This window comes from Aquibium sp. ELW1220, assembly GCF_030398385.1.
Lineage (GTDB): Bacteria > Pseudomonadota > Alphaproteobacteria > Rhizobiales > Rhizobiaceae > Aquibium.
Genome location: NZ_JAOAOQ010000046.1, coordinates 20,445 through 43,921, shown reverse-complemented (window position 1 = coordinate 43,921; position 23,477 = coordinate 20,445). Strand labels below are relative to the sequence as shown.

At 69.2% G+C, this 23,477-nt stretch carries 21 protein-coding genes; 11 read left to right on the top strand and 10 right to left on the bottom strand.

Annotated features, from left to right (window positions below):
• Window positions 1–266 precede the first annotated feature (266 nt).
• Entirely contained in the window at window positions 267–1,160 is an 894-nt protein-coding gene (locus tag N1F91_RS26540; RefSeq protein ID WP_289996632.1) for an alpha/beta hydrolase, read from the bottom strand.
• A 154-nt stretch (window positions 1,161–1,314) separates the two neighbouring features.
• Between N1F91_RS26540 and N1F91_RS26535 the strand changes: the two genes are divergently transcribed.
• Window positions 1,315–2,253 (top strand): helix-turn-helix domain-containing protein, encoded by a 939-nt coding sequence (locus N1F91_RS26535; RefSeq protein WP_289996631.1) that lies wholly within the window; start codon window positions 1,315–1,317, stop codon window positions 2,251–2,253.
• Here the strand turns inward: N1F91_RS26535 and N1F91_RS26530 are convergent.
• Window positions 2,250–3,167 carry a choline/ethanolamine kinase family protein gene (locus tag N1F91_RS26530; protein WP_289996628.1) on the bottom strand — a complete coding sequence of 306 codons (918 nt, stop codon included), beginning with the start codon at window positions 3,165–3,167 and terminating at the stop codon, window positions 2,250–2,252. The two genes, N1F91_RS26535 and N1F91_RS26530, sit on opposite strands and share 4 nt — an antisense overlap.
• A gap of 105 nt (window positions 3,168–3,272) precedes the next feature.
• Here N1F91_RS26530 and N1F91_RS26525 point away from each other — a divergent pair, with 105 nt between their 5' ends.
• Window positions 3,273–3,902 carry a class I SAM-dependent methyltransferase gene (locus tag N1F91_RS26525; RefSeq protein WP_289996626.1) on the top strand — a complete coding sequence of 210 codons (630 nt, stop codon included), beginning with the start codon at window positions 3,273–3,275 and terminating at the stop codon, window positions 3,900–3,902.
• Between the two features lie 94 nt (window positions 3,903–3,996).
• Here N1F91_RS26525 and N1F91_RS26520 read toward each other — a convergent pair whose 3' ends face one another.
• From N1F91_RS26520 to N1F91_RS26500, 5 genes are all read right to left on the bottom strand, one after another.
• Window positions 3,997–6,438 carry an FAD-dependent oxidoreductase gene (locus N1F91_RS26520; RefSeq protein ID WP_289996624.1) on the bottom strand — a complete coding sequence of 814 codons (2,442 nt, stop codon included), beginning with the start codon at window positions 6,436–6,438 and terminating at the stop codon, window positions 3,997–3,999.
• Window position 6,439: 1 nt separating this feature from the next.
• Window positions 6,440–7,330, bottom strand: a complete 891-nt coding sequence (locus N1F91_RS26515) for a phosphotransferase (RefSeq protein ID WP_289996641.1) — start codon at window positions 7,328–7,330, stop codon at window positions 6,440–6,442.
• On the bottom strand, window positions 7,327–9,357 hold the full coding sequence (locus N1F91_RS26510; protein WP_289996622.1) for an ABC transporter permease subunit: 2,031 nt from the start codon (window positions 9,355–9,357) through the stop codon (window positions 7,327–7,329). The genes N1F91_RS26515 and N1F91_RS26510 overlap by 4 nt, the downstream gene beginning before the upstream one ends.
• A 3-nt stretch (window positions 9,358–9,360) precedes the next feature.
• On the bottom strand, window positions 9,361–10,407 hold the full coding sequence (locus N1F91_RS26505; RefSeq protein WP_289996619.1) for a betaine/proline/choline family ABC transporter ATP-binding protein: 1,047 nt from the start codon (window positions 10,405–10,407) through the stop codon (window positions 9,361–9,363).
• 102 nt (window positions 10,408–10,509) lie between these two features.
• A complete protein-coding gene (locus tag N1F91_RS26500; RefSeq protein ID WP_289996617.1) occupies window positions 10,510–11,478 on the bottom strand; it encodes an ABC transporter substrate-binding protein in 969 nt (322 codons plus the stop codon).
• A gap of 200 nt (window positions 11,479–11,678) precedes the next feature.
• On the opposite strand from N1F91_RS26500, the gene N1F91_RS26495 reads away from it, so the two are divergent.
• Window positions 11,679–12,452: a DeoR/GlpR family DNA-binding transcription regulator gene (locus N1F91_RS26495; RefSeq protein ID WP_289996615.1), complete on the top strand. Its 774-nt coding sequence runs from the start codon at window positions 11,679–11,681 to the stop codon at window positions 12,450–12,452.
• Window positions 12,453–12,610: 158 nt separating this feature from the next.
• Window positions 12,611–12,916: a DUF982 domain-containing protein gene (locus N1F91_RS26490; RefSeq protein ID WP_289996613.1), complete on the top strand. Its 306-nt coding sequence runs from the start codon at window positions 12,611–12,613 to the stop codon at window positions 12,914–12,916.
• 22 nt (window positions 12,917–12,938) lie between these two features.
• On the opposite strand, the gene N1F91_RS26485 is transcribed toward N1F91_RS26490, so the two are convergent.
• The 3 genes from N1F91_RS26485 to N1F91_RS26475 are packed head-to-tail and all read right to left on the bottom strand — an operon-like array spanning window position 12,939 to window position 16,022.
• Window positions 12,939–14,537, bottom strand: a complete 1,599-nt coding sequence (locus N1F91_RS26485; protein WP_289996612.1) for a 5-guanidino-2-oxopentanoate decarboxylase — start codon at window positions 14,535–14,537, stop codon at window positions 12,939–12,941.
• Complete coding sequence (locus N1F91_RS26480) at window positions 14,534–15,172, bottom strand: TetR family transcriptional regulator C-terminal domain-containing protein (RefSeq protein ID WP_289996611.1); 639 nt, start codon at window positions 15,170–15,172, stop codon at window positions 14,534–14,536. Before N1F91_RS26480 ends, N1F91_RS26485 begins: the two co-directional genes overlap by 4 nt.
• A 1-nt stretch (window position 15,173) precedes the next feature.
• Entirely contained in the window at window positions 15,174–16,022 is an 849-nt protein-coding gene (locus N1F91_RS26475; protein WP_289996640.1) for an arginine deiminase family protein, read from the bottom strand.
• 240 nt (window positions 16,023–16,262) lie between these two features.
• On the opposite strand from N1F91_RS26475, the gene N1F91_RS26470 reads away from it, so the two are divergent.
• From N1F91_RS26470 to N1F91_RS26440, 7 genes are all read left to right on the top strand, one after another.
• Window positions 16,263–17,075, top strand: a complete 813-nt coding sequence (locus N1F91_RS26470) for an ATP-binding cassette domain-containing protein (RefSeq protein WP_289996609.1) — start codon at window positions 16,263–16,265, stop codon at window positions 17,073–17,075.
• A gap of 47 nt (window positions 17,076–17,122) precedes the next feature.
• Complete coding sequence (locus tag N1F91_RS26465) at window positions 17,123–17,902, top strand: transporter substrate-binding domain-containing protein (RefSeq protein ID WP_289996606.1); 780 nt, start codon at window positions 17,123–17,125, stop codon at window positions 17,900–17,902.
• A gap of 113 nt (window positions 17,903–18,015) precedes the next feature.
• Complete coding sequence (locus N1F91_RS26460; protein ID WP_289996638.1) at window positions 18,016–18,729, top strand: ABC transporter permease; 714 nt, start codon at window positions 18,016–18,018, stop codon at window positions 18,727–18,729.
• The gene (locus tag N1F91_RS26455; protein WP_289996605.1) at window positions 18,729–19,541 is read left to right on the top strand and encodes an ABC transporter permease; all 813 of its coding nucleotides are present in this window, start codon (window positions 18,729–18,731) and stop codon (window positions 19,539–19,541) included. Before N1F91_RS26460 ends, N1F91_RS26455 begins: the two co-directional genes overlap by 1 nt.
• Window positions 19,542–19,679: 138 nt before the next feature.
• Window positions 19,680–20,717, top strand: a complete 1,038-nt coding sequence (locus N1F91_RS26450) for a BMP family protein (protein WP_289996604.1) — start codon at window positions 19,680–19,682, stop codon at window positions 20,715–20,717.
• A 191-nt stretch (window positions 20,718–20,908) separates the two neighbouring features.
• Window positions 20,909–22,426, top strand: a complete 1,518-nt coding sequence (locus N1F91_RS26445) for an ABC transporter ATP-binding protein (protein WP_289996603.1) — start codon at window positions 20,909–20,911, stop codon at window positions 22,424–22,426.
• Window positions 22,426–23,475, top strand: coding sequence for an ABC transporter permease (locus tag N1F91_RS26440; RefSeq protein WP_289996601.1), 1,050 nt, complete (start codon window positions 22,426–22,428; stop codon window positions 23,473–23,475). Before N1F91_RS26445 ends, N1F91_RS26440 begins: the two co-directional genes overlap by 1 nt.
• Window positions 23,476–23,477: the final 2 nt, after the last annotated feature.

The following is a 23,477-nucleotide window of genomic DNA, read 5'->3' as shown; positions in this document are numbered from 1 at the left end:
GGCGTGCCCGCTGCCCCGCCGCCGGCCCTGCCGCACCGCGTCCCCCGCCTGTCGCCGCTGCGCCGCGGCCGCCCGCCCGGCGGCCGCCGCAAGCCTCGGCACGCGGTCCACTCCATCCTCGCCGAGGCCAACGAACTCGCCCACATGGCGCTCAGGGCGCACGACACGTCGTGAGCGCCGGGCGGACTGCCTCATTCCCGTCCCGTTGTCCCGCGGAGGCCCGAAACGATCTCCGCCGGGGATGCTTCCGCGCGGCCGGCGCGCGCCTAGAGATGCGCCTTGAACCAGTCGCGCTGCGCTGCAGACGAGATCGCGAAGGGTTTTCCGGTATAGGCCTCGAAATGGCCGCCCGGCAGCACCACGAGCTTCTTCGGCTCCAGCGCCTGCTCGAACGCGCGCGCGGTCATGTCGAAGGGCGTCAGGTGGTCGCCAGCGGCCACGACGATCATCAAGGGCGTCGGCGCGATGCGGGAGACGTAGGTCGCCGGCTCGTATTCGGTGAACATCTCGATCGAATGCAGCGTCACCTCGTTTTTCCACGCCGTCTCGTGCTCGGCGGCGAAGCGGGTGAAGAAGTCGTAGGTGTCGGCCGTCGGCAGCGCGCAGGGCTGGCCCTCGGGCGCGGTCACCGGCATCAGCGCGCCGGGCTCGCCGCGGGCGCGAGCGGCGCGGTCGCCGTCGAAGGCGGCGCGCAGGCCGGCCCAGTGGTCGCCGCGGATCAGCCGGCGCGCCGATTCGAAGCCCCAGGTCAGCGGCACCTGCGAGACGACGCATTTCACCCGCCGATCGATCGCCGCGACCACCAGCACGTGACCGCCCGCATAGCTCGAGCCCCAGACGCCGATGCGCCCGGCATCGACCTCGGGCAGGGTCTGCGCATAGGTGATGGCGTCGCGGTAGCCGTTGATCTGCGCCCACGGATCGACATGCTGGCGCGGCGTGCCGTCGGAGGCGCCGAAATTCCGGTGATCGTAGACGATGACGTTCATGCCCGCCGCCGAAAACACCTCGGCGAAGTCGCCGAGGAAGATCTCGCGCGTGGCGGTGAATCCGTGCGCCATGATCACCGTCGGCGCGGGGCCTTCCGCGCCCCTGGCGCGGTAAAACCAGCCGCGCAGGATCACGCCGTCCTCGGTGTTGAACTCGATGTCGTGTCGCATGCCCTTTTCCTCCCGGATGCATTGTCCACACCCGCATCTTCCGCCGCCTGCGCGGCCGATGCTTGTCGTGCAGGGAAGCGGCTTGTTCGACAGGGAAGCGCGGCTGCGATAATGTCGGGCGCGGGCGGCGCGACGTGCCGCCGCGGGAGGAACGATGCAGGCTGGCAACCACTGGACATCCGGCGTCCTGCCGGCGTCGCTGCGCGCGGAAGCGACGCGGGCGATGCTGAGTTCGGTCCACCTGCCCTGGTCGCTCGACCTGCCCGACCAGGCCGCGCACGACTGCCAGCTCGCCTGGCACGACCTCGGCGGATGCTCGCTGGTGGAGTGCCGCAGCGCGCCGCTGTCCGGCCATCGCGGCCCGGCAGACATCCGCCGCACCGAGGGCGACCATGTCGGCATGCTGCTCGTCCTGTCCGGGGAGGAATATGTCCGCCAGGGCGAGACGGCGGCGCGGCTGGGAGCAGGCGACATGCTGCTGTGGGACGGCGCGCGGCCGATCCGCTTCGAGGTCGCGCGGCCGCTGCACAAGGTGACGCTCATCATCCCGCGCGACCGGCTCGGCCGCCGGGCGACTGGGCTGCGGGGCGCGCTGCCGCTGGAGAGCCGCAGCGGGCTCGGCGCGCTTGCCGCAGGCCATCTCGCCGCCCTGACGAGGATCGCTTCCGACATTCCGCCCGGACACGCGCCGCTGGCCGCCGACATCGTGGTGGACCTGCTCGGCCGGCTGGTCGAGCCCGGCCCGGCGACCGCGCAGTCCGGCGACCTCCTGCCGCGCATGCTTTCGCATGTCGAGGCCCATCTCGAGGATCACGGGCTGACGCCGTCGCACACCGCCGCGCGCTTCGGCGTGTCGGTGCGCTATCTGCACATGCTGTTTTCGGCCACGGGCACCACCTTTTCGGCGCATGTCCGCTCCCGGCGGCTCGCCGCGATGCGCCGCGATCTCGCCGATCCGCGGCTCGCCGGCCGGTCGGTCACCGAGATCGCCTTCGCCTGGGGCTTTGCCGACGCGGCCCATGCCAGCCGCGCCTTTTCGGCCGCCTACGGCGTATCGCCCAGCCGCTGGCGGGCGCTGCGGCTGCCCTCCTAGCCGCGTGCCACCGCCGCCACGTGGCGGGCGAAATCGGCCGTGCCCATCAGCGCCTTGCAGCGTTCGAAGCGGTTGACCGAATAGGCCCAGAAATCGTCGGCCGGATTGCCGTTGGCGTGCTGGATCAGGCCCCACAGCGTCCACAGCAGGTCGCACATCGCCTTGTAGATGACGATGCGGCCGCGCTCGGCCGCCGTCGGCTCAGCCCCGACATAGGCCGCGATCATCTCTTCCTCCTGCGCGGCGTCGAAGCCCGCCTCGACGGAGAGGTCGCCCAGGTCCCACATCGGGTCGTTCATGCCGGAATATTCCCAGTCGACGATCCACATGCGGTCGCCCGCGTCGAGAAAATTCTCGCACAGCGGGTCGCAGTGGCAGGGCGCGAGCGGCAGCGGGTGGGCGGCGAGCGCCGCGCGCACCGCCTCGGCCTCCCGCACCACGTCGTGGTAGCCCTCCGGGAGCGTCACGTCCCTGGTGGCCAGGATCGTCAGATAGCCGTCGATCATCGAAAACAGTTCGAAGCGGAACGGGAACGCGGCGCCCGAATCATGCAGCCGGCGGAAGGCCCCGCCCGCCCGCGCCGGCGCGCCCGCGCGGGCGCGGAAAGCCTCCGGCGACATGGTCGCCGCGCCGTCGAGGAAGCGCGTCACCATCACGCCCGTCGCGTCGTCGAAATGGAGCACGTCCGGGCTGACGCCGGCCTTCGCCGCCTCGCCGGCGGCCACCTTCTCGTTCTTCCGGTCGATGTATTCCTCGGTCCCCTTGCCGGGAATGCGCAGGCACAGATCGCCGGCGCGGTAGACCCGGTTGGTCAGCCCGCCGAGCCGCTGCAGGGGCGCGTCGAGGCCCGCGAAGGCGGGGATTGCCCGCAGGATGTTCCGCGCCTCGACAAGCTCCGCCGTCTGGTCCGCCACGCCCGTTCTCCCCTTTTCATGTCCGGTATCGTGCACCCACGGTTCCACAGAATGGCCCGTTCGGCTAGGGTATCCGGACGCGGAAAACGAAGCAGGGGACGAGGCATGGCAGGCAACGAACACGGCGGCGCGCTCGGCGCGGTCTATTCGGCGAAGCGGCCGGAGGAGGTCGCGGCCCTCTATGACGGCTGGGCCGATCGCTACGACCGGGAAATGGCGCAGGCGGGCTACCGCCACCCGGCGATCTGCCTGGCGCTGCTTGCGCGCCACCTGCCGCGCGGCGCCGCGCCCCTGCTCGACGCGGGTGCCGGCACCGGGCTCGTCGGCGAATGGCTGGGCATCGTCGGCTACGCGCATGTCGAGGCGCTCGACCTCTCGGAAGGCATGCTGAAGGTCGCCGCGTCCAAGAACGTCTACGCGGCGCTGCACCGGCTGGCGCTGGGCGGCCCCCTGCCCTTCGCCGACGGCCAGTTCGCCGGCATCGTCTCGGCGGGCGTCTTCACCACCGGCCATGTCGGCCCGGAAGGCGTCGACGAGCTCGTCCGCATCTGCCGCCCGGGCGGCGTCATCGTCCTGACGGTGAAGGACACGCTCTGGGACGGCTTCGCCACCCACGTCGCCGGCTTCGTGGCGGCGGGACGGATCGAGATCGCCGAAGAAACGGCATCCTACGTCTCGATGCCCGGCGAACAAGGCACGATCCCCAGCCGCGGGCTGGTGCTGAAGGTGAGATGAGGGAAATGCGGGGACAGTTTACTTAATTCGGGAAATTATCGCTTTCGTTTCAAACGGTAACTCTGTCCGAATTAAGTAAACTGTCCCCGCATTTCTACGCCTTCGCCCGCGCCGCCTGCGGATCATACAGCGGGCCCATGTGCAGCGATGCCGTCACGCGCTCCTTGGCCACCACCAGTTCGTAGCGCCCCGCGGCCAGCCAATCGTCGCTCACCCCCTGCGATCGGCGGACGTAGCCCATCCCGATCGGCTTGCCGATGGTGTAGCCGTAGCCGCCGCTCGAGAGGTAGCCGGCGAATTCGCCGTCGCGCAGGATGGTCTCGCGGCCGAGCAGCACCACCGAAGGATCGTCGACGGTGAAAATCATCAGCCGCTTCTTCAGCGGGGCGGCCGCCACCTTCGCCACCGCCTCGCGGCCGACGAAATCGGCATTGGACTTCAGCTTCACCGCCCAGCCCAGCCCCGCCTCGAAGGGCGTGTCGTTGGGCGTGATGTCGGAGCCCCAGGCGCGGTAGCCCTTCTCGAGCCTCAGCGATTCCAGCGCGCGGTAGCCGACGGGCGCGATGCCGAGGGGCGCGCCCGCGTCCATCAGCGCGTCGAAGACGGCGCCGAGGCCGTCGAGCGGCGCGTGCAGTTCCCAGCCGAGCTCGCCGACATAGGTGACGCGCAGCGCCCGCACCGGCTGGCCGGCGATGTCGATCACCCGCACGTGGCCGAAGGGGAAGGCGGCGTTGGAGACGTCGGCGTCGGTCACTCTCTCCAGCACGTCGCGGGCGCGCGGGCCCATCAGGGAGAGCGTGCCGAAGTCCTCCGTCACGTCCATCAGCGTCGCGTCGCCGCCTGCCGGCAGATGATCCCTGATCCAGCCGCCGTCATGGGTGCGGAAGCCCGTTCCGGTGACGATGTAGAACAGGTCGTCGGCAAGCCTCGCCACCGTCAGGTCGCACTCGATGCCGCCGCGCGAGTTGAGCATCTGCGTGTAGGTCAGCCGGCCCGGCTCGCGGGCGACGCGGTTGGAGCAGATCATCTCCAGCGCGGCGGCCGCGTCACGACCGGAGAGTTCGAACTTGGCGAAGGAGGACTGGTCGAAGACGCCGACCTTCTCGCGCACCAGCCGGTGCTCCTCGCCCACGGGGGCGAACCAGTTCTGCCGGCCCATGGAATAGACGTCCTTCGCCTCCGTTCCCCCCGGGGCGAACCAGTTCGGCCGCTCCCAGCCGAGCTTGGAGCCGAAGACGGCGCCGCGGGCCTTCAGCCGGTCGTAGAGCGGCGAGACGAGGCGGGGTCGGCCGCTGTCGTACTCCTCGTGGGGGAAGGCCACCGTATAATGCTTGCCATAGGCCTCCAGCGTGCGGTCGCAGACCCATTGCCGGTCGCGGTGCAGGTCGGAGAAGCGGTTGATGTCGACGACCCACAGGTCGAGCGGCGCCTCGTTGCGGGCCACCCAGGCCGCCAGCGCCCAGCCCGCCCCGCCGCCCGACGCGATGCCGAAGGCGTTGAAGCCGGCGCCGACATACATGTTGGAGCATCCGGGTGCGCGGCCGAGGATGAAGTTGCCGTCGGGGGTAAAACTCTCCGGCCCGTTGATCATCTGCTTGACGCCGGCCTCGGCCAGCGCCGGGATGCGGGCGACGGCCTGTTCCATGTGCTGCTCGAAATGGTCCCAGTCGTCGGGGAAGAGCTGGAACTGGAAGTCGTCCGGCACGTCGCCCATGGTCCAGGCCTGCGGGTTGGGCTCGTAGCCGCCCATGACGAGGCCGCCGACCTCCTCCTTGAAATAGGTCCGCCGGTCGGGATCGCGGATCGTCGGCGCGTCGGACGACAGGCCCTCGATCCTCTCGGTGATGACGTACTGGTGCTTGACCGGCTGCAGCGGCACCTCGATCCCCGCCATGGCGCCGATCTGGCGGGCCCACTGGCCGCCGCAGTTGACCACCTTGTCGCATTCGACGACGCCCTGCGTGGTGTGGACGGCGGTGATGCGGCCGTCGTCGATGTCGAAGCCGGTGACGCGCACGCCCTCGACGATCCTCGCCCCGTGCATGCGCGCGCCCTTGGCCAGCGACTGGGCGATGTCGGAGGGGCTCGCCTGGCCGTCGGTCGGCAGCCAGCTCGCGCCGACGAGGTCGGACACGTCCATCAGCGGCCACATGCGCTTGACCTCCTCCGGAGAGACGAGGTGCATCTCCATGCCGAAGCTCTGCGCGGTGGTGGCGAGCCGCCTGAATTCGGTCCAGCGGTCGGCACTGGTGGCAAGGCGCAGGCAGCCGGTCATCTTCCAGCCGGTCTCGAGCCCCGTCTCCGTGCTGAGCTGCTTGTAGAGGTCGACCGAGTACTTCAGGAGCTGCGTGATCGAGGCCGAGGAACGCAGCTGCCCGACGAGACCGGCCGCGTGCCATGTCGAGCCGGAGGTAAGCCTGCCCTGTTCGAGGAGCAGCACGTCGGCCTTGTGGTCGCGCGCGAGGTGATAGGCGGTCGAGCATCCGATGATGCCGCCACCGATGACGACGATTTCCGCGTGGCTGGGAAGCGCCATGTCAGGTCTCTTTTCCGTAGCGGGTTCTGTAGGCGTCGAGGGCTGCTGCCAGCCGCTCCAGGTTCATCCGGGCATAGGCGGCGTAGTCGATGCCGGGATTGTCGAGATGAAGGGCCGAGACCATGCCCCACATCGCCTCGCGCAGGAGGGAGGCGGACTGCATGGCCGCATGGGCGCGGCGGATGGAGGGCGACGGCCGGCGGTCGAAATAATGGCCGAGCAGCGCATCGGACTCGTCTGCGGAGAATTCGGCGTTGGAGGCGATGCCGGCAAGGTCGAACATGGCCGTGCCGAAACCCGCATATTCGAAGTCGATCATCCACAGCCGGTCGCCGTCGTCTATGATGTTGCCCGGGAGGAAGTCGTGATGACCGAAGACGATCGGCAAGGCCACCTGCGCCGCCTCCAGTTCCTCCGCCAGCGCCAGCCAGCCCGGCAGTTCTCCGGCAAAGGCGCTGCCGCCGGCCGAAAGCGTCAGCGCGTAGTCGCGGATGACGTGGAAGGGCCAGAAGATGAAGCCCGGCCCCGAGACGTGGCGCGGCATCTCGTCGTGGAAGCGCCGGACGATGGCCGCCACGTCCGGGATCTTCGCCCGCATGTCGGCCTCGGAAAAGGGCTTGCCCGCGATGAAGCGCGATACCGTCAGGCCCGGTTCCGCATGCACCACCTCCGGCGCGAAGCCGCCGGCATGGGCGGCGCGTGCCGTCATCAGCTCGCGCTCGCGGATGACGTGGTGGAAGACGTAGTCGCGCCCCAGCCGCACGACGTATTTCTGCCCCGCATCCTCGACCGTGTAGCTCTGGTTCGACAGCCCGCCATGCAGCGGCTGCGGTTCCGCCGGGGCGCTCCAGATCGGCAGCGCGCGGATGCGGGCGAGATCGTCGGCCATCAGGAACCTCCCTGCCCCGACAGTCCGAGCCTGGCGCGGGCGCGGGCGGCACCCGCCGCGATCAGCCGGTCGGCGATGATGGCGATGAAGGCGACCGCGAGGCCGGCGACGATGCCGCGGCCGGTGTCGGCCTTGGTCAGGGCGATGTACACTTCCTGGCCGAGGTCGCGCGTGCCGACCAGCGCGGTGATGACCAGCATCGACAGCGCCAGCATGATGGTCTGGTTGACCCCGAGCATGATCTCCGGCAGCGCGAGCTTGAGCCTGATCTTGACGAGCAGCTGGAACGGCGTGCAGCCCGCCGCGCGGCCGGCCTCGATCAGCTTCGGGTCGACCTGATGCAGCCCGTGCGCGGTGTAGCGGATGGCGGGCGCCAGCGCATAGGCGACGATGGCGATCATCGCGGTGAAATCGCCGACGCGAAACAGCATCACCACCGGCATCAGATAGACGAAGGACGGCAGCGTCTGCAGCGTGTCGATGACGGCCTGCACGACGCGCCAGACCCTCGGACGATCTGCCGACCAGACGCCGATCGGAACCCCGATCATCAGGGCGAAGACGACCGAGAGGCCGCAGAGATAGACCGTCGTCATCGCCTCCTCCCAGAGGCCGGAGACGGCGATCAGCGTCGAGAGCGCAACGGAGAGCGCCGCCAGCCGGAAGCCGGAGAGCGTCCATCCGGCCACACCGGCAAGCAGCGCGACGCCGAGCCAGGGCAGGCCGAGCAGGAAACGCTTGAACGGGATCAGCACGTTGAGCAGCAGCGCGTTCTTCACCGCTTCCAGTTCGTCGAAGAAGTTGACGTTGATCCAGCGCACCAGTTCCGACCAGAAGGTGCCGGTCGACAGTTCCCAGGCCTCAGGCCAGCGCGCGAGCGGCGGCAGGACGAGCCCGGCGAGGAAGCTTGCCACCACCACAGCAAGGGCCGCGAGGAGATACGGATGGCGCGTGGCAAAGCCCGCGCCGTCGGCATGGGCGCGCTGGACGGTCGTTTTCGCGAAGGCCTGCGAGGTGCGGTCGAGCAGGACGGCCAGCGCCACGATCGCCACGCCCGCCTCCAGCCCGGCGCCGAAATCGAGCCGGCGCAGCGCCGAGAGCACGTCGAAGCCGAGGCCGCCGGCGCCGATCATCGAGGCGATGATGACCATGTTGAGCGACAGCATGATCACCTGGTTGACGCCAACCATCAGCCCCGGCATCGCCGCCGGCACCATGACGCGCCAGGTCATCTGGCGCGGCGTGCAGCCGGTCATGCGGCCGAGGTCGCGGATCTCCGGGGCGACGCCGCGCAACGCGACGACGGCGATGCGGGTCATCGGCGGCATGGCGTAGATGATGGTGGCGAGGATCGCCGCCACCGGGCCGAACCCAAACAGGAACAGGATCGGCACCAGATAGGCGAAGATCGGAATGGTCTGCATCAGGTCGAGAACGGGAGAGATCGCCCGTTCGAAAGCGCGCCAGCGATAGGCGGCGAGCCCGAGCAGCAGCCCGCCGACGGCGCCGGCCGGCACCGCCACGACGATCGAGGCCAGCGTCACCATGGCGCTGTCCCACTGGCCGAAGACGAGGATGAAGCCGAGGCAGGCGATGGCGAGCAGCGCCAGCCGGCGCCCGTCCGCCGCATGGGCGGCGATGACGAAGACGCCGATGATTCCGGCCCAGGAGACCGGCGGGGCGATCTGAACGGCCTGCGAGCCCTGTCCCGACAACAGGCCTGTCGACAGGATCGCGAGCACGAAGCGGTACGGTGCCTCGACCAGCGCCGAGAGGAAGCGCGTGAACTCGGTGAAGGTGAAGAGGCCGGAAGTCGCCTCGTCGACCAGCCAGCGCATGAAGGCGCTGATCGAGAAGGCGATGCGCGGGGTCCAGGCGCGCGGCCATTCCTGCGCCCAGGGCGCCAGCGTGGCGGCATTGGCCCAGAGCAGCGCGAAGGCGCCAAGCGCGACGATCCACACCACGAGTCCGCGCGACGGCGCGGCCGGCCATCCCGCGCGAGCCGTCTCGGCTGGTCCGACCGCGGCCATGGCTCAGCCCCGCATCATCATGGCGGCGACCCGATCGCGCTCGAGCACGCCCGCGATCGCGCCGTCCCGGCCGCGCACGAGGAGGCGCACGCCGCTTTCGCCGAACAGCGGCGCGGCCTCGGCGATGGTGGCGCGGTCGGAAACCTCGCCGGCCACGTCCGCGGGGCTCACGTCGCCGGCGGGCGACAGGAGCGCGGACACCTTCACGACCTTGGCGCGGGTGACGTTGCGGGTGAATTCCGAGACGTAGCCGGTCGCCGGCGCCAGCACGATCTCGTCGGGGGTGCCCACCTGCACCACCGCCCCGTCCTTCATGACGGCGATGCGGTCGCCGAGCCGGATCGCCTCGTCGAAATCATGAGTGATGAAGACGATGGTCTTCTTCAGCACCGATTGCAGCCGCATGAATTCGTCCTGCATCTCGCGGCGGATCAGCGGGTCGAGGGCCGAAAACGGCTCGTCGAGGAACCAGAGGTCCGGCTCCACGGCGAGCGATCGCGCGATGCCGACGCGCTGCTGCTGGCCGCCGGAGAGTTCGCGCGGGAAGAAGTGCTCGCGGCCGGACAGACCGACCAGCGCGATCATCTCCATCGCCCGCGCCTCGCGTTTAGATCGGCCGACGCCCTGCACTTCCAGCGGAAAGGCGACGTTGCCGAGCACGGTGAGGTGCGGCAGCAGCGCGAAATTCTGGAACACCATGCCCATGTGGCGGCGGCGGATCTCGATCATCCGCTTCTCGCTCGCCGAAAGCAGGTTCTCGCCGTCGAACACGATCTCGCCGGCACTCGGCTCGACGAGGCGCGACATGCAACGCACGAGCGTCGACTTTCCGGAACCCGACAGGCCCATGATGACGAAGCACTCGCCCTCGCGGATCGACAGCGAGACGTCGCGCACGGCCGCGACCGCGGTGGCTCCGTCGAGTTCGTCCGGACGCAGGGTGCCTTCGTCGGCTGCCCTGCCCAGCCGGTCGGCATCCGGACCGAAGAACTTCCAGACCGACCGGCAGACCAGTTTGGCCGCGGCTTCGGGCGCGTCGGTGTCAGGCATGGTGTCCGCGATGAGGAATGGCGCGGGCGCAGGCGCCCGCTTCTCGTCCACGCAGCCGCCCCGAAGGCAGCGGCTGCCGTTGATGCGGCGGCTGAGGCGCCGCTACTTGATCCAGGCCGACCAGACGGCCTCGTTCCTGCCCATCCAGTCCGCCACGACCGCATCGACGGTCTTGCCGTCGAGATCGACCTCGGTGATCATCGCGCCCATCTGGTCGTTGTCGATGGTGAAGGCCTTGATCGCATCGTAGGCGCCCGGCCACTTGTCCTTCACGCCGGCCCAGCCGACCTTCCAGATCTCGCCGAACGGCTTGCCGCAGTCATAGGCCATGTCGGGGTTGGAGCCCCATTTCGGGTCGGTGTAGCACTCGGCCGTATATTCCGGGAACTCGACCCACTCGCCCTCGTACTTCGCCGGCGCCCAGTGCGGCGCGTAGACCCAGAGCAGGATCGGCGCCTGGCGCTGGTAGGCGCTTTCCAGTTCGGCGAAGAGCGCGGCATCCGTGCCGGCATGGATGACCTCGAAGGGCAGGTCGAGCGCTTCGACCCGCTCGTCGTCGAAGCCGCCCCAGGTGACGGGGCCGCCGAGATAGCGGCCCTTCGGCGCCGTCTCGGCCGTCGAGAAGGCTTCGGCGCAGGCGTCGGATTTCAGCGCTTCCCAGTCGGGCAGACCGGGGCACTTGTCCTTCATGTAGGACGGATACCACCACTCTTCCTTGGCCTTCATGCCGGTCGGGCCGATGTTCTCGACCTTGCCGGTGGCGGTCGCGGCATCCATCGCCTCGCGGCCGGTGGTCTCCCACATCTCCATGGCGACGTGCAGGTCGCCGGTCTCCAGCCCCGCGAACTGGGCGAGATAGTCGGCCTGCACCAGCTCGACATTGTAGCCGGCCTTCTTCAGCACTTCGGCCATCAGATTGGTGGTGATCAGCTGGCCCGTCCAGTCGTGCAGCGTCAGCTTGATCGGATCGTTGGATTCGGGCTCGGCCTGCGCCAGCCCGAGGCCGAGCGACAGCGCCGCTGCGGTCAGGGCGGTGAAACGTCCCAGTCTGGAAAATGTCCGGATGTGCATCGGTCGCGTCCCTCTGTTTTCGCCAGGCAGGTCCCGCTTCTGGTCGTCGGGAACACGCCACAGAGGGGAAGTGTGGATTGCCGCTGCGTCAGATGTCAACCGGGATTTGTGGCCTTTCCCGCCCCGCATGTGGCATTGCGTGGCTTTGGGATTGATTTGCCTGAAAATGCGGCACAGATTGCCTCACAGATGAGACATTCATGACCCAGATCACCCTCTCCCCCCGGCAATCCGAGATCCTTGCGGCGGCGCGGCGCGACGGCGCGGCCAGCATCTCGGCGCTGGCGGCGTCGCTCGGCGTCTCGCTGGAGACGGTGCGCCGCGACATCCGCCCGCTGGTCGAGGACGGCCACCTGGTCAAGACGCACGGGACGGTGCACCTGCCCGAGCACGGCCGCGAGGCGCCATTCGACCGGCGCATGCGCGAGAATGCAGCCGAGAAGCGCCGCATCGCCCGCCACGTCGCCGCGCGCATCGCCGACGGCGATTCGATCATGATGGACACCGGCACCACCACCAGCATCCTCGCTCGCGAATTGTCGGCGCGGCGCGAACTGACCATCGTCACCAACTCCTCCGACGTCGCGCGAACGCTGGCCACCGTCAATGGCAACAAGGTGTTCATGGCGGGCGGCGAACTGCACGGCGACAACGGCGCCGCCTTCGGCCGCACCGCGATCGATTTCGTCGCGCGGTTCCGGGTGCGCCACGCCATCATCTCGATCGGCGCGATCGACGCGCGGATGGGTCCGATGGACTATCTGCTCGAGGAGGCGGAATTCGCCCGCACGGTGCTGTCCTGCGGCGCGAGCCGGATCGTTGCGACCGACCACACGAAGTTCGAGCGGACGGCGCTGGTCAAGGTCTGCGACTTCGACGGATTCGACCTGCTCGTGACCGACCGGCCGCCGCCTGTCGAGATCGCCGAGGCGATCGCCGCGGCCGGTGCGCGCTGGGAGGTGGCGGAGGGCTGACGGCCAAGGGCAGCGGGCGCCGCGACGGGCGGAAACGGCCCGTGCGTCAGCCCGATCGGCGGCGAGGCGAACGGAACCTTCGGCGGGCCCGCGGCTTTCCCCGTGCGCCCTTCGTCGGGCGCCAGGAACAGCCCCCGCCTCGACCAAGGATCCGTCCCATGCTCGCCACCCGGTCCCACCGGCCCGTCACCGTCCTCGTCGGTCTCGGCTATCCCCTGCGCATCCGCGACGCGCGGGGCGCGCTGGAATGGCTGGAGAGCGAGCCGGCCGCCGTCCGCAACGAGGCCTACGCAGCGACCTGCGCCGCCTGCCGCGACGCGATCGGCGGAACGGACGGTGTGGAGATCGAGACCGGCGAGGCGCTCGACGTCGTCACCGCCTATGCGAGACGCCGCGGCATCCTGCTGGAGGACGACGCACCTGGCAGGCACAGCCCCGAGCACCTCGCGCGGCTCTGCGCCTGACGGGCGCCGCGACCGCGCGCCGTCACAGGGCCGGATCGCCGACGATCTCGACCAGCGCCGGGCCGCCGCACGCCAGCGCTTGCGACACTGCCGCACCGAGCGCGCCAAGGCTGGCGATGCGCTGCGCCTCCATGCCGTAGCTCTGGGCGACCTGGCAGAAGTCCGGCGCCGAGGGCCTGACGCCCACGGGGGCGATGCCCGCCTCCACCATGGAAGTCTCGATCTCCTGGAAGCCCCCGTTGTTCCAGACGACGAAGACGACGGCGGCCTTCTCGTCCATCGCGGTTCCGAGTTCCGCCAGCACGAACTGCATGCCGCCGTCACCCACAACGCAGACGACCGGCACGTCCGGCCGCCCGAGTTTCGCGCCGATGGCGGCCGGCGGGCCGAAGCCCAGCGCGCCGTAGCCGGTGGCGGCGTTGAACCAGCCGCCCGGCCGATCATGGTCGAAGAAGAGATTGCCGGCGTAGACCGCCTGGGTGGAATCGCCGACGATCATCGCGCCGGGTGCGGCTTTGCGGATCGCATCGAGCGCGTCGACGTGAGAGCGGTAGCGCTGGCCGATCTCGTCCCAGGCGGCGTCGCGCGCCTCCCGGGCGCGCGCGGTGCCTGCGCCCGGCGCGGCATCGGCCGGCCGGTCCTCCAGTGCCGACATCAGCACCTCGACCGCGTCGCGCGCGTCCGCGACGATGGCGATGTCGCAGGCGTGGCGGGCGATCTGCGCGGCGTCGACGTCGATGCGCACGAGCCCCTTCAGCGGCGGAAAGCCGCCGACGACATACATGTCGTAGTCGGTCGGGCCGAACTCGGTGCCGATCGCCAGCACGGCGTCGCTGTCGGCCAGCAGCGCGCGGACGGACTTCAGGCTCGGACTGGCCGGGACACCCAGCGGATGCGCGTGCAGGAGGCCGCGGCCATTGGCCGTCATCACCACCGGCGCGTCGAGCCGTTCGGCGATCCTGCAGACGAGGTCAGCCGCACCCTTCGCGCCGCCGCCGACCAGGATCGCCGGGCTTCTGGCCCGCGACAGCAGCGCTGCGGCGCCTGCGATGGCGGTGGCATCCGGCTGCGGCGGTCCGGCCGACGCGGCTTCATCGGTGGACGTGTCGTCGCAGGGCAGCGCCATCACGTCGGTCGGGATCTCGATATGCACCGGCCCCGGCCGACCCGAGGCGAACAGCGCGAAGGCGCGGTCGAGCGCGGGGCCGAGGTCGCGCGGGTCCTCGATCCTCTCGGACGACAGGCAGACGCTCGCCATCGTCGCGCACTGGTCGGGCAGTTCGTGCAGGCAGCCGAGGCCGCGGCCGAGCGTCGCGCGGGCATTGACGCCGGAGATCGCCAGCACCGGCACGGAATCGGCCCGTGCCTGCGCCAGCGCGGTAATGACGTTGGTGAGGCCGGGGCCGGTGATCAGGAAGGCGACGCCGGGCTTGCCGGTCGCGCGGGCATAGCCGTCGGCCAGGAAGCCCGCCGCCTGCTCGTGACGGGGCGTGACGTGGCGGATCGAAGAGCCCGCCAGCCCGCGATAGAGCTCGATGGTGTGGACGCCGGGGATGCCGAACACCATTTCGACGCCGCGTGCCTCAAGCATCTCGACCAGCCGTTCGCCCACCGTCGTCATGCGTTTTCTCCCCCCATGTCGATGCCGAGGACCCGCTCGACCGACGCGATGCCGATGGCGGCCAGTTCGCCCGTCTCGAACAGGTCGCCGGCCATGCAGCCCTCGATCCACAGCCCGTCGATGATGGCGTTGACGGCGATGGCGTGGCGGCGCAACCGTCCCGCATCGGCCGTTCGTCCCGCTGACGCGAAGGTCTCGGCGATCAGATGCTCCAGCCGGTCGCGGAAGCCGATGTAGCCGTCCCGATGCACCGCCGAGAGCGCCGGATCGGCATGCGCCCGGCCGATGAAGCCGGCCCAGAGCGAGAACACGCGGGCATCGACGATGGGCGCGGTGAGGTTGGCGGCGACGAAGGCTCCGAGGCGCGCGGCCGGGGTCTTGCCGGTCCCGTCCAGCGAAGCCAGCGCCTGCGCGGTCATGCGTTCGACGATCGTGGCGTAGGCGGCCTGCAGCAGGTCCTCCTTGGCCGGGAAATAGTGCCGGATCAGGCCCGCCGTCACGCCGGCCCTGAGCGCGATCGCCCGGACGGTCGCGCCCTCGATGCCGTTCTCCGCGACACAGTCGAGCGTCGCCTCGATCAGGTCCTGCCGCCGCCGCTCCTCGCCTTCACGGCGGAACTTTCGGCGCTCGGCCATCTCAGCGCCGCAGGATCGGCCGGGTCAGGCAGGTCGGTCCGCCCTCGCAGGCGATGCAGAGGGCATCCGCCTCGAAGGTCCGGACGGTGCAGCCGGCCGCCTCCATCGCGGCCTTCGTCTTCGGGAAGCCCGCCACCATGATGACGTCGCGCGGCGCCGTCGGCAGCACGTTGAGCGACAGGCCGTTGCTTGCCGCGAACTCGTCCCGGTCACCCTCCACGAGCGTGATCCCGCGCGCGCGCAGCATCTGCCAGAACGGCGCCGGAAGGAGTGGCGAATGGACCAGCGCCAGATCGTCGGCAAGCGGGCTGATCACCGACATCAGATGCAGGCAGGCCGCCTCGCCCTGCCAGAGCGGCAGGTCGAAGCCGTAGACGGTGACGCCGATCGGTCCGAGGATGTTGGCGAGTTGCTGGATGCCGTCCTGGTTGGTGCGCACGCCGCGGCCGACGACGAGCGTGTTGCGGTCGAGCCAGACGCAGTCGCCGCCCTCGACCTGCCCCTCGCCCTCGACACGGCCGAGGATCGGGATGCCGAGCCGCGCGTAGGCGGCTTCGTGCAACGCAGGTTCGGACCGGCGCAAGGCCTTGCCCATCGACAGGATCACCGCGCCCCGATCGGTCATCAGCGAAGGATCGTGGGTGAAGACGGAATCGGCCAGGCCGTCCTCCGCATCGGTCAGCCATTCGATCGCAGCGCCGGACCCTGCGACCAGTCGGGCGAAGGCCGCATGCTGGTCGGCCGCCTTCGCGGCGTCGAAGCTCGGGCCATAGTGCCACCGGGCCGGATCCGCGCCCTGCATGGCGCCGCGCGCCTGGCGCATCAGCACCCGCTTCAGCGGTGCCGCCATCGATTGCGATCCGAATGCTGCGTCCACGCGCGACCTCCCGGCAGGATTTCCGCCGTTCCGTCGGCGCGCCGTATTTATACGCTTGCATAACAAGCCCGCAAGTGCGGTACTGTGCGCATCGCGCATCGGTTGACGAACCTGACCGGGTCAGTTCACCATGGGCGCGACAAGGGGAACGACGAGCGTGAACACACGCCGGCCAATGATCGAGACCAGGGCTTCAGGCAGGGAGCCGTCGCGATGACGGCGGCGCCGGCCGTCGATCATTCGTCCGCCGCCGCGAGCGCGCCCGCCGAGGCCATCCACATCGAGAACCTGCACAAGCGGTTCGGCCAGCTGCACGTGCTGAAGGGCGTCTCGCTGTCGGCCCGCGACGGCGCGGTCGTGGCCATCATCGGCGGCAGCGGCTCCGGCAAGTCGACGCTCTTGCGCTGCATCAACTGTCTCGAGAACCCGACCAGCGGCACGATCCGGGTCAATGGCGAGGAGATCCGCCTCAAGGGCGACGGCAATGGCGGGATGATGCCCGCCGACCGGCGCCAGATCGAGCGCATTCGCTCGCGGCTCGGCATGGTGTTCCAGAGCTTCAACCTGTGGAGCCACAGGACGCTGATCGAGAACGTCATCGAGGTTCCGGTGCACGTTCTCGGCGTCGCGCGCGCCGAGGCGATCGCCACCGCCGAGCGCCTGCTCGAGCGCGTGGGGCTCGCCGAGAAGCGCGACGTCTATCCGGCCTTCCTGTCCGGCGGCCAGCAGCAACGCGCCGCCATCGCCCGCGCGCTCGCCATCCAGCCCCGCGTCATGCTGTTCGACGAGCCCACCTCGGCGCTCGACCCGGAACTCGTCGGCGAGGTGCTGAAGGTGATCGGCGACCTCGCGGCCGAGGGCCGGACCATGGTGCTGGTCACCCACGAGATGAAGTTCGCCCGCGAGGTGGCAAGCCACGTGATCTATCTGTGGAACGGCCTCGTGGAGGAGGAAGGGCCGCCCGAGCAGATTTTCGGCGCTCCACGATCGGAGCGCCTGCAGCAGTTCCTCCGCTCGGTTTCCTGACCGGCGGAGCGAGGGGAAAGTCCAACGACAAGAACGGGAGTACGACGATGAAGACGATCCTGAAGCTCGCCGCCGGAGCGCTCATGCTCTCGGCCGCATCCATGGCCGCGCAGGCGCAGACCGTGAAGGTCGGCATCGCCGCCGAGCCCTATCCGCCCTTCGCCTCGCCCTCCGCGTCGGGCGCATGGGAAGGCTGGGAAGTGGAGATCGCCAAGGCCATCTGCGCCGAAGCAAAGCTCGACTGCGAGATCACGCCGGTCTCCTGGGACGGCATCATTCCGGCGCTGACGACCAAGAAGATCGACTTCATCGCCGCCTCCATGTCGATCACCGAGGAACGCAAGCAAACGATCGACTTTTCCGACAAGTACTACAACACGCCGACCGTCGTCGTCGGCGCCAAGGGCATGGCGATGGACGCGACGCCTGAGGGCCTGAAGGGAAAGATCCTCGGCGTGCAGGTCTCCACCGTGCACGAGAACTACGCCAAGAAGCACTTCGGCGGCACGGCGGCGGAGATCAAGGAATACCAGACCCAGGACGAGGCCAACCAGGACCTCGCCGCCGGCCGCATCGATGCCACGCAGGCCGATTCCATCGCGCTCGACGCCTTCCTGGAAACCGACCAGGGCAAGGCATGCTGCGAGGTGAAGGGAACGGTCGCCGACGATCCGGACGTGCTCGGCCTCGGCGTCGGCTTCGGCGTGCGCAAGGAAGACACCGAGCTCAAGGAGAAGCTCAACGCCGCCATCAAAGCGATCCGTGCCAACGGCACGTACGAGGCAATCTCCAAGCCGTGGTTCGACTTCGACATCTACGGCGGCTGAGCCACAAGACCCGCTGAAATTGCCGGCGGCGCGTCCGCGCGCCACCGGCACGCCCGTCCTTGCCGGAGCCTGCGCCGATCGAAACGCTCCTCTCCGCCTTCGCCCAGGCGAGCCTGTTCGAACTGCTTGCCCCCTCCCCGCCGGGCTGGGGCGGCAATCTCCTGCGCGGGCTCGCCAATTCCGTCCAGATCGCGCTCGGAGCCTTCGGCATCGGGCTCGTGATCGGTACGGCCGGGGCCTATGGCAAGCTTTATGGCGGGCCGGTGATCCGCGACCTGATGGAGGTCTACACCACCGTGGTGCGAGCGGTGCCGGAGCTGGTGCTGATCCTGCTGCTCTATTACGCGGGCACCGACCTGATCAACCGCATGCTCGAGGCAATGGGCTACCCGCCGGTCGACATATCGGGGCTCGTCGCGGGCATCGCGGTGCTCGGCTTCGTCCAGGGCGCCTATGCGACGGAGGTGATCCGCGGCGCGATCCTGTCGATCCCGCAGGGGCAGATCGAGGCCGCGCGCGCCTACGGCATGAGCCCGCTCTTGCTGCTTCGCCGCATCACGCTTCCGGCCATGCTGCCCTTCGCCATTCCAGGCCTTGCCAATCTCTGGCTGATCGCCACCAAGGATACCGCACTTCTCGCCGTCGTCGGCTTCAACGAGCTGACGCTGGCGACGCGCCAGGCGGCCGGCACGACGAAGGCCTACTTCACCTTCTTCCTTGCCGCCGGCGCGCTCTACCTGCTGCTCACTCTGTTCTCGAACGTCATCATCGGCTGGATCGAGAAGCGGGCGCGACGCGGCATGCCCTCCGTGGGCGGAGCGAACTGATGGCCGAGGTTCTCGACATCAAGCCATCGACCGTCCCGCCGCTGCGCGCCTGGCTCAGACCGCACCGGGTCGTGATGATCGCGGTCGCCCTCGGCCTCGTCGCGCTGGCCGCCACGACGATGCGCTGGGACTGGATCGAGCGCTACTGGCCGCTGGCGCTGCAGGGCCTGTGGCGCACGATCTGGATCCTTGCGGTTACCTGCACGTTGGGTTTCCTGCTCGCCATTCCGCTCGGCCTCGCCCAGGCGGCCGGACCGCGCTGGCTTGCCGTCCCCGCGCGCGCCTTCTGCACGGTGATCCGCGGCACGCCGCTGCTCCTGCAATTGTGGCTGCTCTATTTCGGGCTTGGCTCGCTGTTCCCGCAATTTCCCTGGATCCGCGAATCGGAGCTGTGGCCCTATCTGCGCCAGGCATGGCCCTATGCCGTGCTCGGGCTGACGCTGTCCTTTGCCGGCTACGAGGGCGAGGTGATGCGCGGCGCCTTTGCCGGCGTGCCGCGCGGCCAGCTCGAAGCGGCCCGCGCCTTCGGCATGCGCCGGCGGACGGTGTTCCGCCGCATCTGGCTGCCGCAGGCGATCCAGCGCGCGCTGCCGACGCTGGCCGGAGAGACCGTGCTGCAGCTCAAGGCGACGCCGCTGGTCGCCACCATCACCGTGATCGACATCTACGCCGTCGCCGGGCGGGTGCGGCAGGACACGTTCATCGTCTACGAGCCGCTGTTGCTGCTCGCGCTCGTCTACCTGATGATCACCGGGATCATCGTCTTCGCCTTCCGGAGGCTCGAATCGCGCATCCCGTCGAGGCTCGGCTGAAACAAAGCTGCGGAGAACCCTGCAACACGCTTGTGCAGGACGATTGTCGTGCCCAAAAATATCGCCTACCGTTGACCAAATGATAAAAAATACCGATGCGACCGAAGCGGTCGCACGCATCTACAGAGAGGTGGAACCATGACTGTCGACTTCCGCAATCCGATGCTTGCCGGCGTGTCGCGCCGGACCCTCATCAAGGCGGCCGGTGCGGGCGCGGCACTCGCCGCGGCCGGCACGCTGCCCACGCGCCTGTTCGCGCAGGAGAAGCTCAAGGTCGCGGCGATCTACACCGTGCCCTTCGAGCAGCAGTGGGTGTCGCGCATCCATCAGGCGGCGCTGAAGGCGCAGGAGCGCGGCGACATCGAATACACCGCGACCGAAAATGTCTCCAACACCGACTACGAGCGCGTGATGCGCGAATATGCCGAGGCCGGCAACAAGCTGATCCTGGGCGAGGTGTTCGGCGTCGAGGAAGCCGCCCGCACGGTGGCGGCCGACTATCCCGACACCGCCTTCCTGATGGGCTCGAGCTTCAAGCCCGACGACGCGCTTCCGAACTTCTCGGTTTTCGACAACTACATCCAGGACGCCTCCTATCTCACGGGCATCATTGCCGGCGCGATGAGCAAGTCGAAGAACATCGGCATGGTCGGCGGCTTCCCGATCCCCGAGGTCAACCGGCTGATGCACGCCTTCATGGCGGGCGTGAAGGAGACCGCGCCCGACGCCAAGTTCCAGGTCGCCTTCATCGGCTCGTGGTTCGATCCGCCCAAGGCCAAGGAGACCGCCTTCGCCCAGATCGACGGCGGCGCCGACGTGCTCTACGCCGAGCGCTTCGGCGTCTCGGACGCGGCCAAGGAGAAAGGCATCCTGGCGATCGGCAACGTCATCGACACGCAGGCCGACTATCCGGACACCGTCGTCGCCTCCGCGCTGTGGCACTTCGAGCCGACGCTCGACAAGGCGATCGCCGAGGTCAAGGCCGGCACCTTCAAGGCAGCCGACTACGGCCTCTACTCCTTCATGAAGGAAGGCGGCTCGTCGATCGCGCCGCTCGGCACCTTCGAGGGCAAGGTTCCCGCCGAGGCGATGGCGCTGGTCGCCGAGAAGGAAAAGGCCATCAAGGACGGCTCCTTCACGGTGACGATCAACGACGAGGAGCCGAAGTCGAGCTGACGAACGGCCTGGCCAAAGCACCCCCTCACCGTCACGCTTCGCGTGCCACCTCTCCCCCCTGCCCGGGGGAGAGGAAACGCGGCTTCGGCGATTGGCGTTTCCTCTCCCCTCACGAAGTGGGGGAGAGGTGGCTCGGGCGAAGCCCGAGACGGTGAGGGGGTCCTTCCTGCTCCTCACACCAAACGCTCCCGATGACCTCCTCCGTCCTGCGCCTCTCCTCCATCACCAAGCGCTTCGGCCCGCTGACGGCGAACGATGCGATCTCGTTCGAGCTGGCGCCGGGCGAGGTGGTGGCGCTGCTGGGCGAGAACGGCGCCGGCAAGACGACGCTGATGAACATCCTGTTCGGCCACTATGTCGCCGACGAGGGCACGGTGGAGGTGTTCGGCGAGGCGCTGCCGCCCGGCGACCCGCGCGCGGCGCTCGAGGCGGGCGTCGGCATGGTGCACCAGCACTTCACGCTGGCCGACAACATGACCGTGCTGGAGAACATCGCGCTCGGCACGGAGAGCCCTTGGCGGCTGTCCCTCGACCGTCGCCGGGCCGCGGCACGCATCCGGGCGCTCGCCACCGATTTCGGGCTGGAGGTCGACCCCGCCGCCACCATTTCCGCATTGACGGTGGGCGAGCGGCAGCGCGTGGAAATCCTGAAGGCGCTCTACCGCGACGCGCGCATCCTGATCCTCGACGAGCCGACGGCGGTGCTGACGCCCATCGAGACCGAGGCGCTGTTTTCGACCTTGCGCAAGCTCGTCGCCAAGGGCCTGTCGATCATCTTCATCTCGCACAAGCTGAACGAGGTGCTGGCGATCTCCGACCGCGTGGTGGTGCTGCGGGCAGGCAAGCTGTCGGGCGAACGCCGCACGGCCGGCGCGACGCGCCAGGAACTGGCCGCGCTGATGGTGGGACAGGAGGTGGCGCCGCCCGCCGTGCCCGAGGTCGCGCGCGGTCCCGTGCTCCTCAAGCTCTACGGCGTCTCGACCACCGGGCGCGGGACCCGGCAGCGGCTCGACGACGTGTCGCTGGCCCTGATCGGCGGCGAGATCACCGGCCTCGCCGGCGTGTCCGGCAACGGACAGGCGGCGCTGGCCGATCTGATCGCGGGGCTCGAGAAGCCGGCATCGGGCCGCATCGAGATCGCCAGCGCGGCGATCGCCGACTGGTCGCCGCGGGCAGCGCTTGCCGCCGGCATCGCCCGCATCCCGGAAGACCGCCATGCCGTCGGCACGATCGGCGACATGAGCGTGACGGAAAACGTCATGGCCGAACAATACCGCGCGCCACGCTTCTCGAAACGCGGCTTTCTCGACTGGAAGGCGGCGCGGGCGTTCGCCGAGGAGATCATCCGCGACTACGACGTGAAATGCCCCTCGCCCGAGGCGCGCATCCGGCTGCTGTCGGGCGGCAACATGCAGAAGCTGATCCTCGGCCGGGCGCTCGATCCGGACCCGGCGGTGATCCTCGCCAACCAGCCGACGCGCGGGCTGGACGTCGGCGCGATCGCCTATGTCCATGGCCGGCTTCTCGCCGCGCGGGCCCGCGGCGCGGCGATCCTGCTCATCTCGGAGGATCTGGAAGAGATCATGGCGCTGTCCGACCGCATTCTCGTGATGTCCAATGGCCGGCTCTCGACGCCCTCGGCGCGCGGCGAGCGCTCCGTGCGCGATCTCGCCGAACTGATGGCCGGCCACGGGCTGGAGGCGGCTTGATGCGGCTCGAACCGCGCCCCGCGCCCGGCATGGCGACGCTCGTTCTGCTGCCGCTCGGTGCCATCCTCGTCACCGTTCTCGCGGCCTCGCTTCTGGTGCTCGCCGCCGGCGCCTCCCCGCTCTCGGTGTTCGGGCTGGTGCTGAAGGGTGCGGCGGGCACGCAGTTCGCTCTGCTGGAGACGCTGACGCGCGCCACGCCGCTGATCTTCACCGGACTGGCGATCGCTGTCGCCTTCCGCGCCAAGCTGTGGAACATCGGCGCGGAAGCGCAGCTCTATGCCGGCGCGGTGGCGACCGTGGTGCTCGGCACCGGCGCCCTGCCGCTGCCCGCGCCGATCCTCGTTCCGCTGCTGATGATCGCCGCGGTGAGCGCCGGCGCGCTGCTCCTGCTCGGTCCGGCGATCCTGAAGACGCGTTTCGGCGTCGACGAGGTGGTGACGACACTGCTGCTGAACTTCATCATGCTGCTCTTCGTCTCGATGCTGCTCGAAGGCGTGCTCAAGGACCCGATGGGGCTCGGCTGGCCGCAGTCGCAGAAGCTGATCGCCGAGGCGCGGCTGCCGCGCATCATCACCGGCAAGCGCCTGCATTACGGCTTCGTCGTCGCCGTCTTCTCGGCAATCGTGGTCTGGATCATCATGAAGAAGACGGCGCTCGGCTACGAGATGCGCGCCGTCGGCCACAACCCGACTGCTGCCCGCTTCGCCGGCATTCCGGTCAACGGCGTGCTGCTGAAGACCGCGATTCTGTCGGGTGGACTGGCCGCGCTCGCGGGCTTCTCGGAAGTGGCTGGACTGAAGGGCAACCTGACGCTCGACCTGTCGCCGGGCTTCGGCTACTCGGGCATCGTGGTGGCGATGCTGGCCATGCTGAACCCGCTCGGCGTGGTGGCGGCGGCGATCTTCGTGGCCGGCATCTTCGTCGGCGCCGACGCGATGAGCCGCACGGCTGGCGTGCCCTCCTACATCGCGAACGTGATGGTCGCGACCGCGCTGCTGACGATGGTCACCGCGATCATGCTGACGCGGTTCAAGGTGCGGTGGCGGTGATG

Excerpts from the sequence above, each read along its gene's own strand:
- N1F91_RS26540 (WP_289996632.1), bottom strand. The coding sequence starts at position 1,160 with ATGCGACACGACATCGAGTTCAACACCGAGGACGGCGTGATCCTGCGC.
- N1F91_RS26535 (WP_289996631.1), top strand. The coding sequence starts at position 1,315 with ATGCAGGCTGGCAACCACTGGACATCCGGCGTCCTGCCGGCGTCGCTG.
- N1F91_RS26525 (WP_289996626.1), top strand. The coding sequence starts at position 3,273 with ATGGCAGGCAACGAACACGGCGGCGCGCTCGGCGCGGTCTATTCGGCG.
- N1F91_RS26520 (WP_289996624.1), bottom strand. The coding sequence starts at position 6,438 with ATGGCGCTTCCCAGCCACGCGGAAATCGTCGTCATCGGTGGCGGCATC.
- N1F91_RS26510 (WP_289996622.1), bottom strand. The coding sequence starts at position 9,357 with ATGGCCGCGGTCGGACCAGCCGAGACGGCTCGCGCGGGATGGCCGGCC.
- N1F91_RS26505 (WP_289996619.1), bottom strand. The coding sequence starts at position 10,407 with ATGCCTGACACCGACGCGCCCGAAGCCGCGGCCAAACTGGTCTGCCGG.
- N1F91_RS26500 (WP_289996617.1), bottom strand. The coding sequence starts at position 11,478 with ATGCACATCCGGACATTTTCCAGACTGGGACGTTTCACCGCCCTGACC.
- N1F91_RS26495 (WP_289996615.1), top strand. The coding sequence starts at position 11,679 with ATGACCCAGATCACCCTCTCCCCCCGGCAATCCGAGATCCTTGCGGCG.
- N1F91_RS26490 (WP_289996613.1), top strand. The coding sequence starts at position 12,611 with ATGCTCGCCACCCGGTCCCACCGGCCCGTCACCGTCCTCGTCGGTCTC.
- N1F91_RS26485 (WP_289996612.1), bottom strand. The coding sequence starts at position 14,537 with ATGACGACGGTGGGCGAACGGCTGGTCGAGATGCTTGAGGCACGCGGC.
- N1F91_RS26480 (WP_289996611.1), bottom strand. The coding sequence starts at position 15,172 with ATGGCCGAGCGCCGAAAGTTCCGCCGTGAAGGCGAGGAGCGGCGGCGG.
- N1F91_RS26475 (WP_289996640.1), bottom strand. The coding sequence starts at position 16,022 with ATGGCGGCACCGCTGAAGCGGGTGCTGATGCGCCAGGCGCGCGGCGCC.
- N1F91_RS26470 (WP_289996609.1), top strand. The coding sequence starts at position 16,263 with ATGACGGCGGCGCCGGCCGTCGATCATTCGTCCGCCGCCGCGAGCGCG.
- N1F91_RS26465 (WP_289996606.1), top strand. The coding sequence starts at position 17,123 with ATGAAGACGATCCTGAAGCTCGCCGCCGGAGCGCTCATGCTCTCGGCC.
- N1F91_RS26455 (WP_289996605.1), top strand. The coding sequence starts at position 18,729 with ATGGCCGAGGTTCTCGACATCAAGCCATCGACCGTCCCGCCGCTGCGC.
- N1F91_RS26450 (WP_289996604.1), top strand. The coding sequence starts at position 19,680 with ATGACTGTCGACTTCCGCAATCCGATGCTTGCCGGCGTGTCGCGCCGG.
- N1F91_RS26445 (WP_289996603.1), top strand. The coding sequence starts at position 20,909 with ATGACCTCCTCCGTCCTGCGCCTCTCCTCCATCACCAAGCGCTTCGGC.
- N1F91_RS26440 (WP_289996601.1), top strand. The coding sequence starts at position 22,426 with ATGCGGCTCGAACCGCGCCCCGCGCCCGGCATGGCGACGCTCGTTCTG.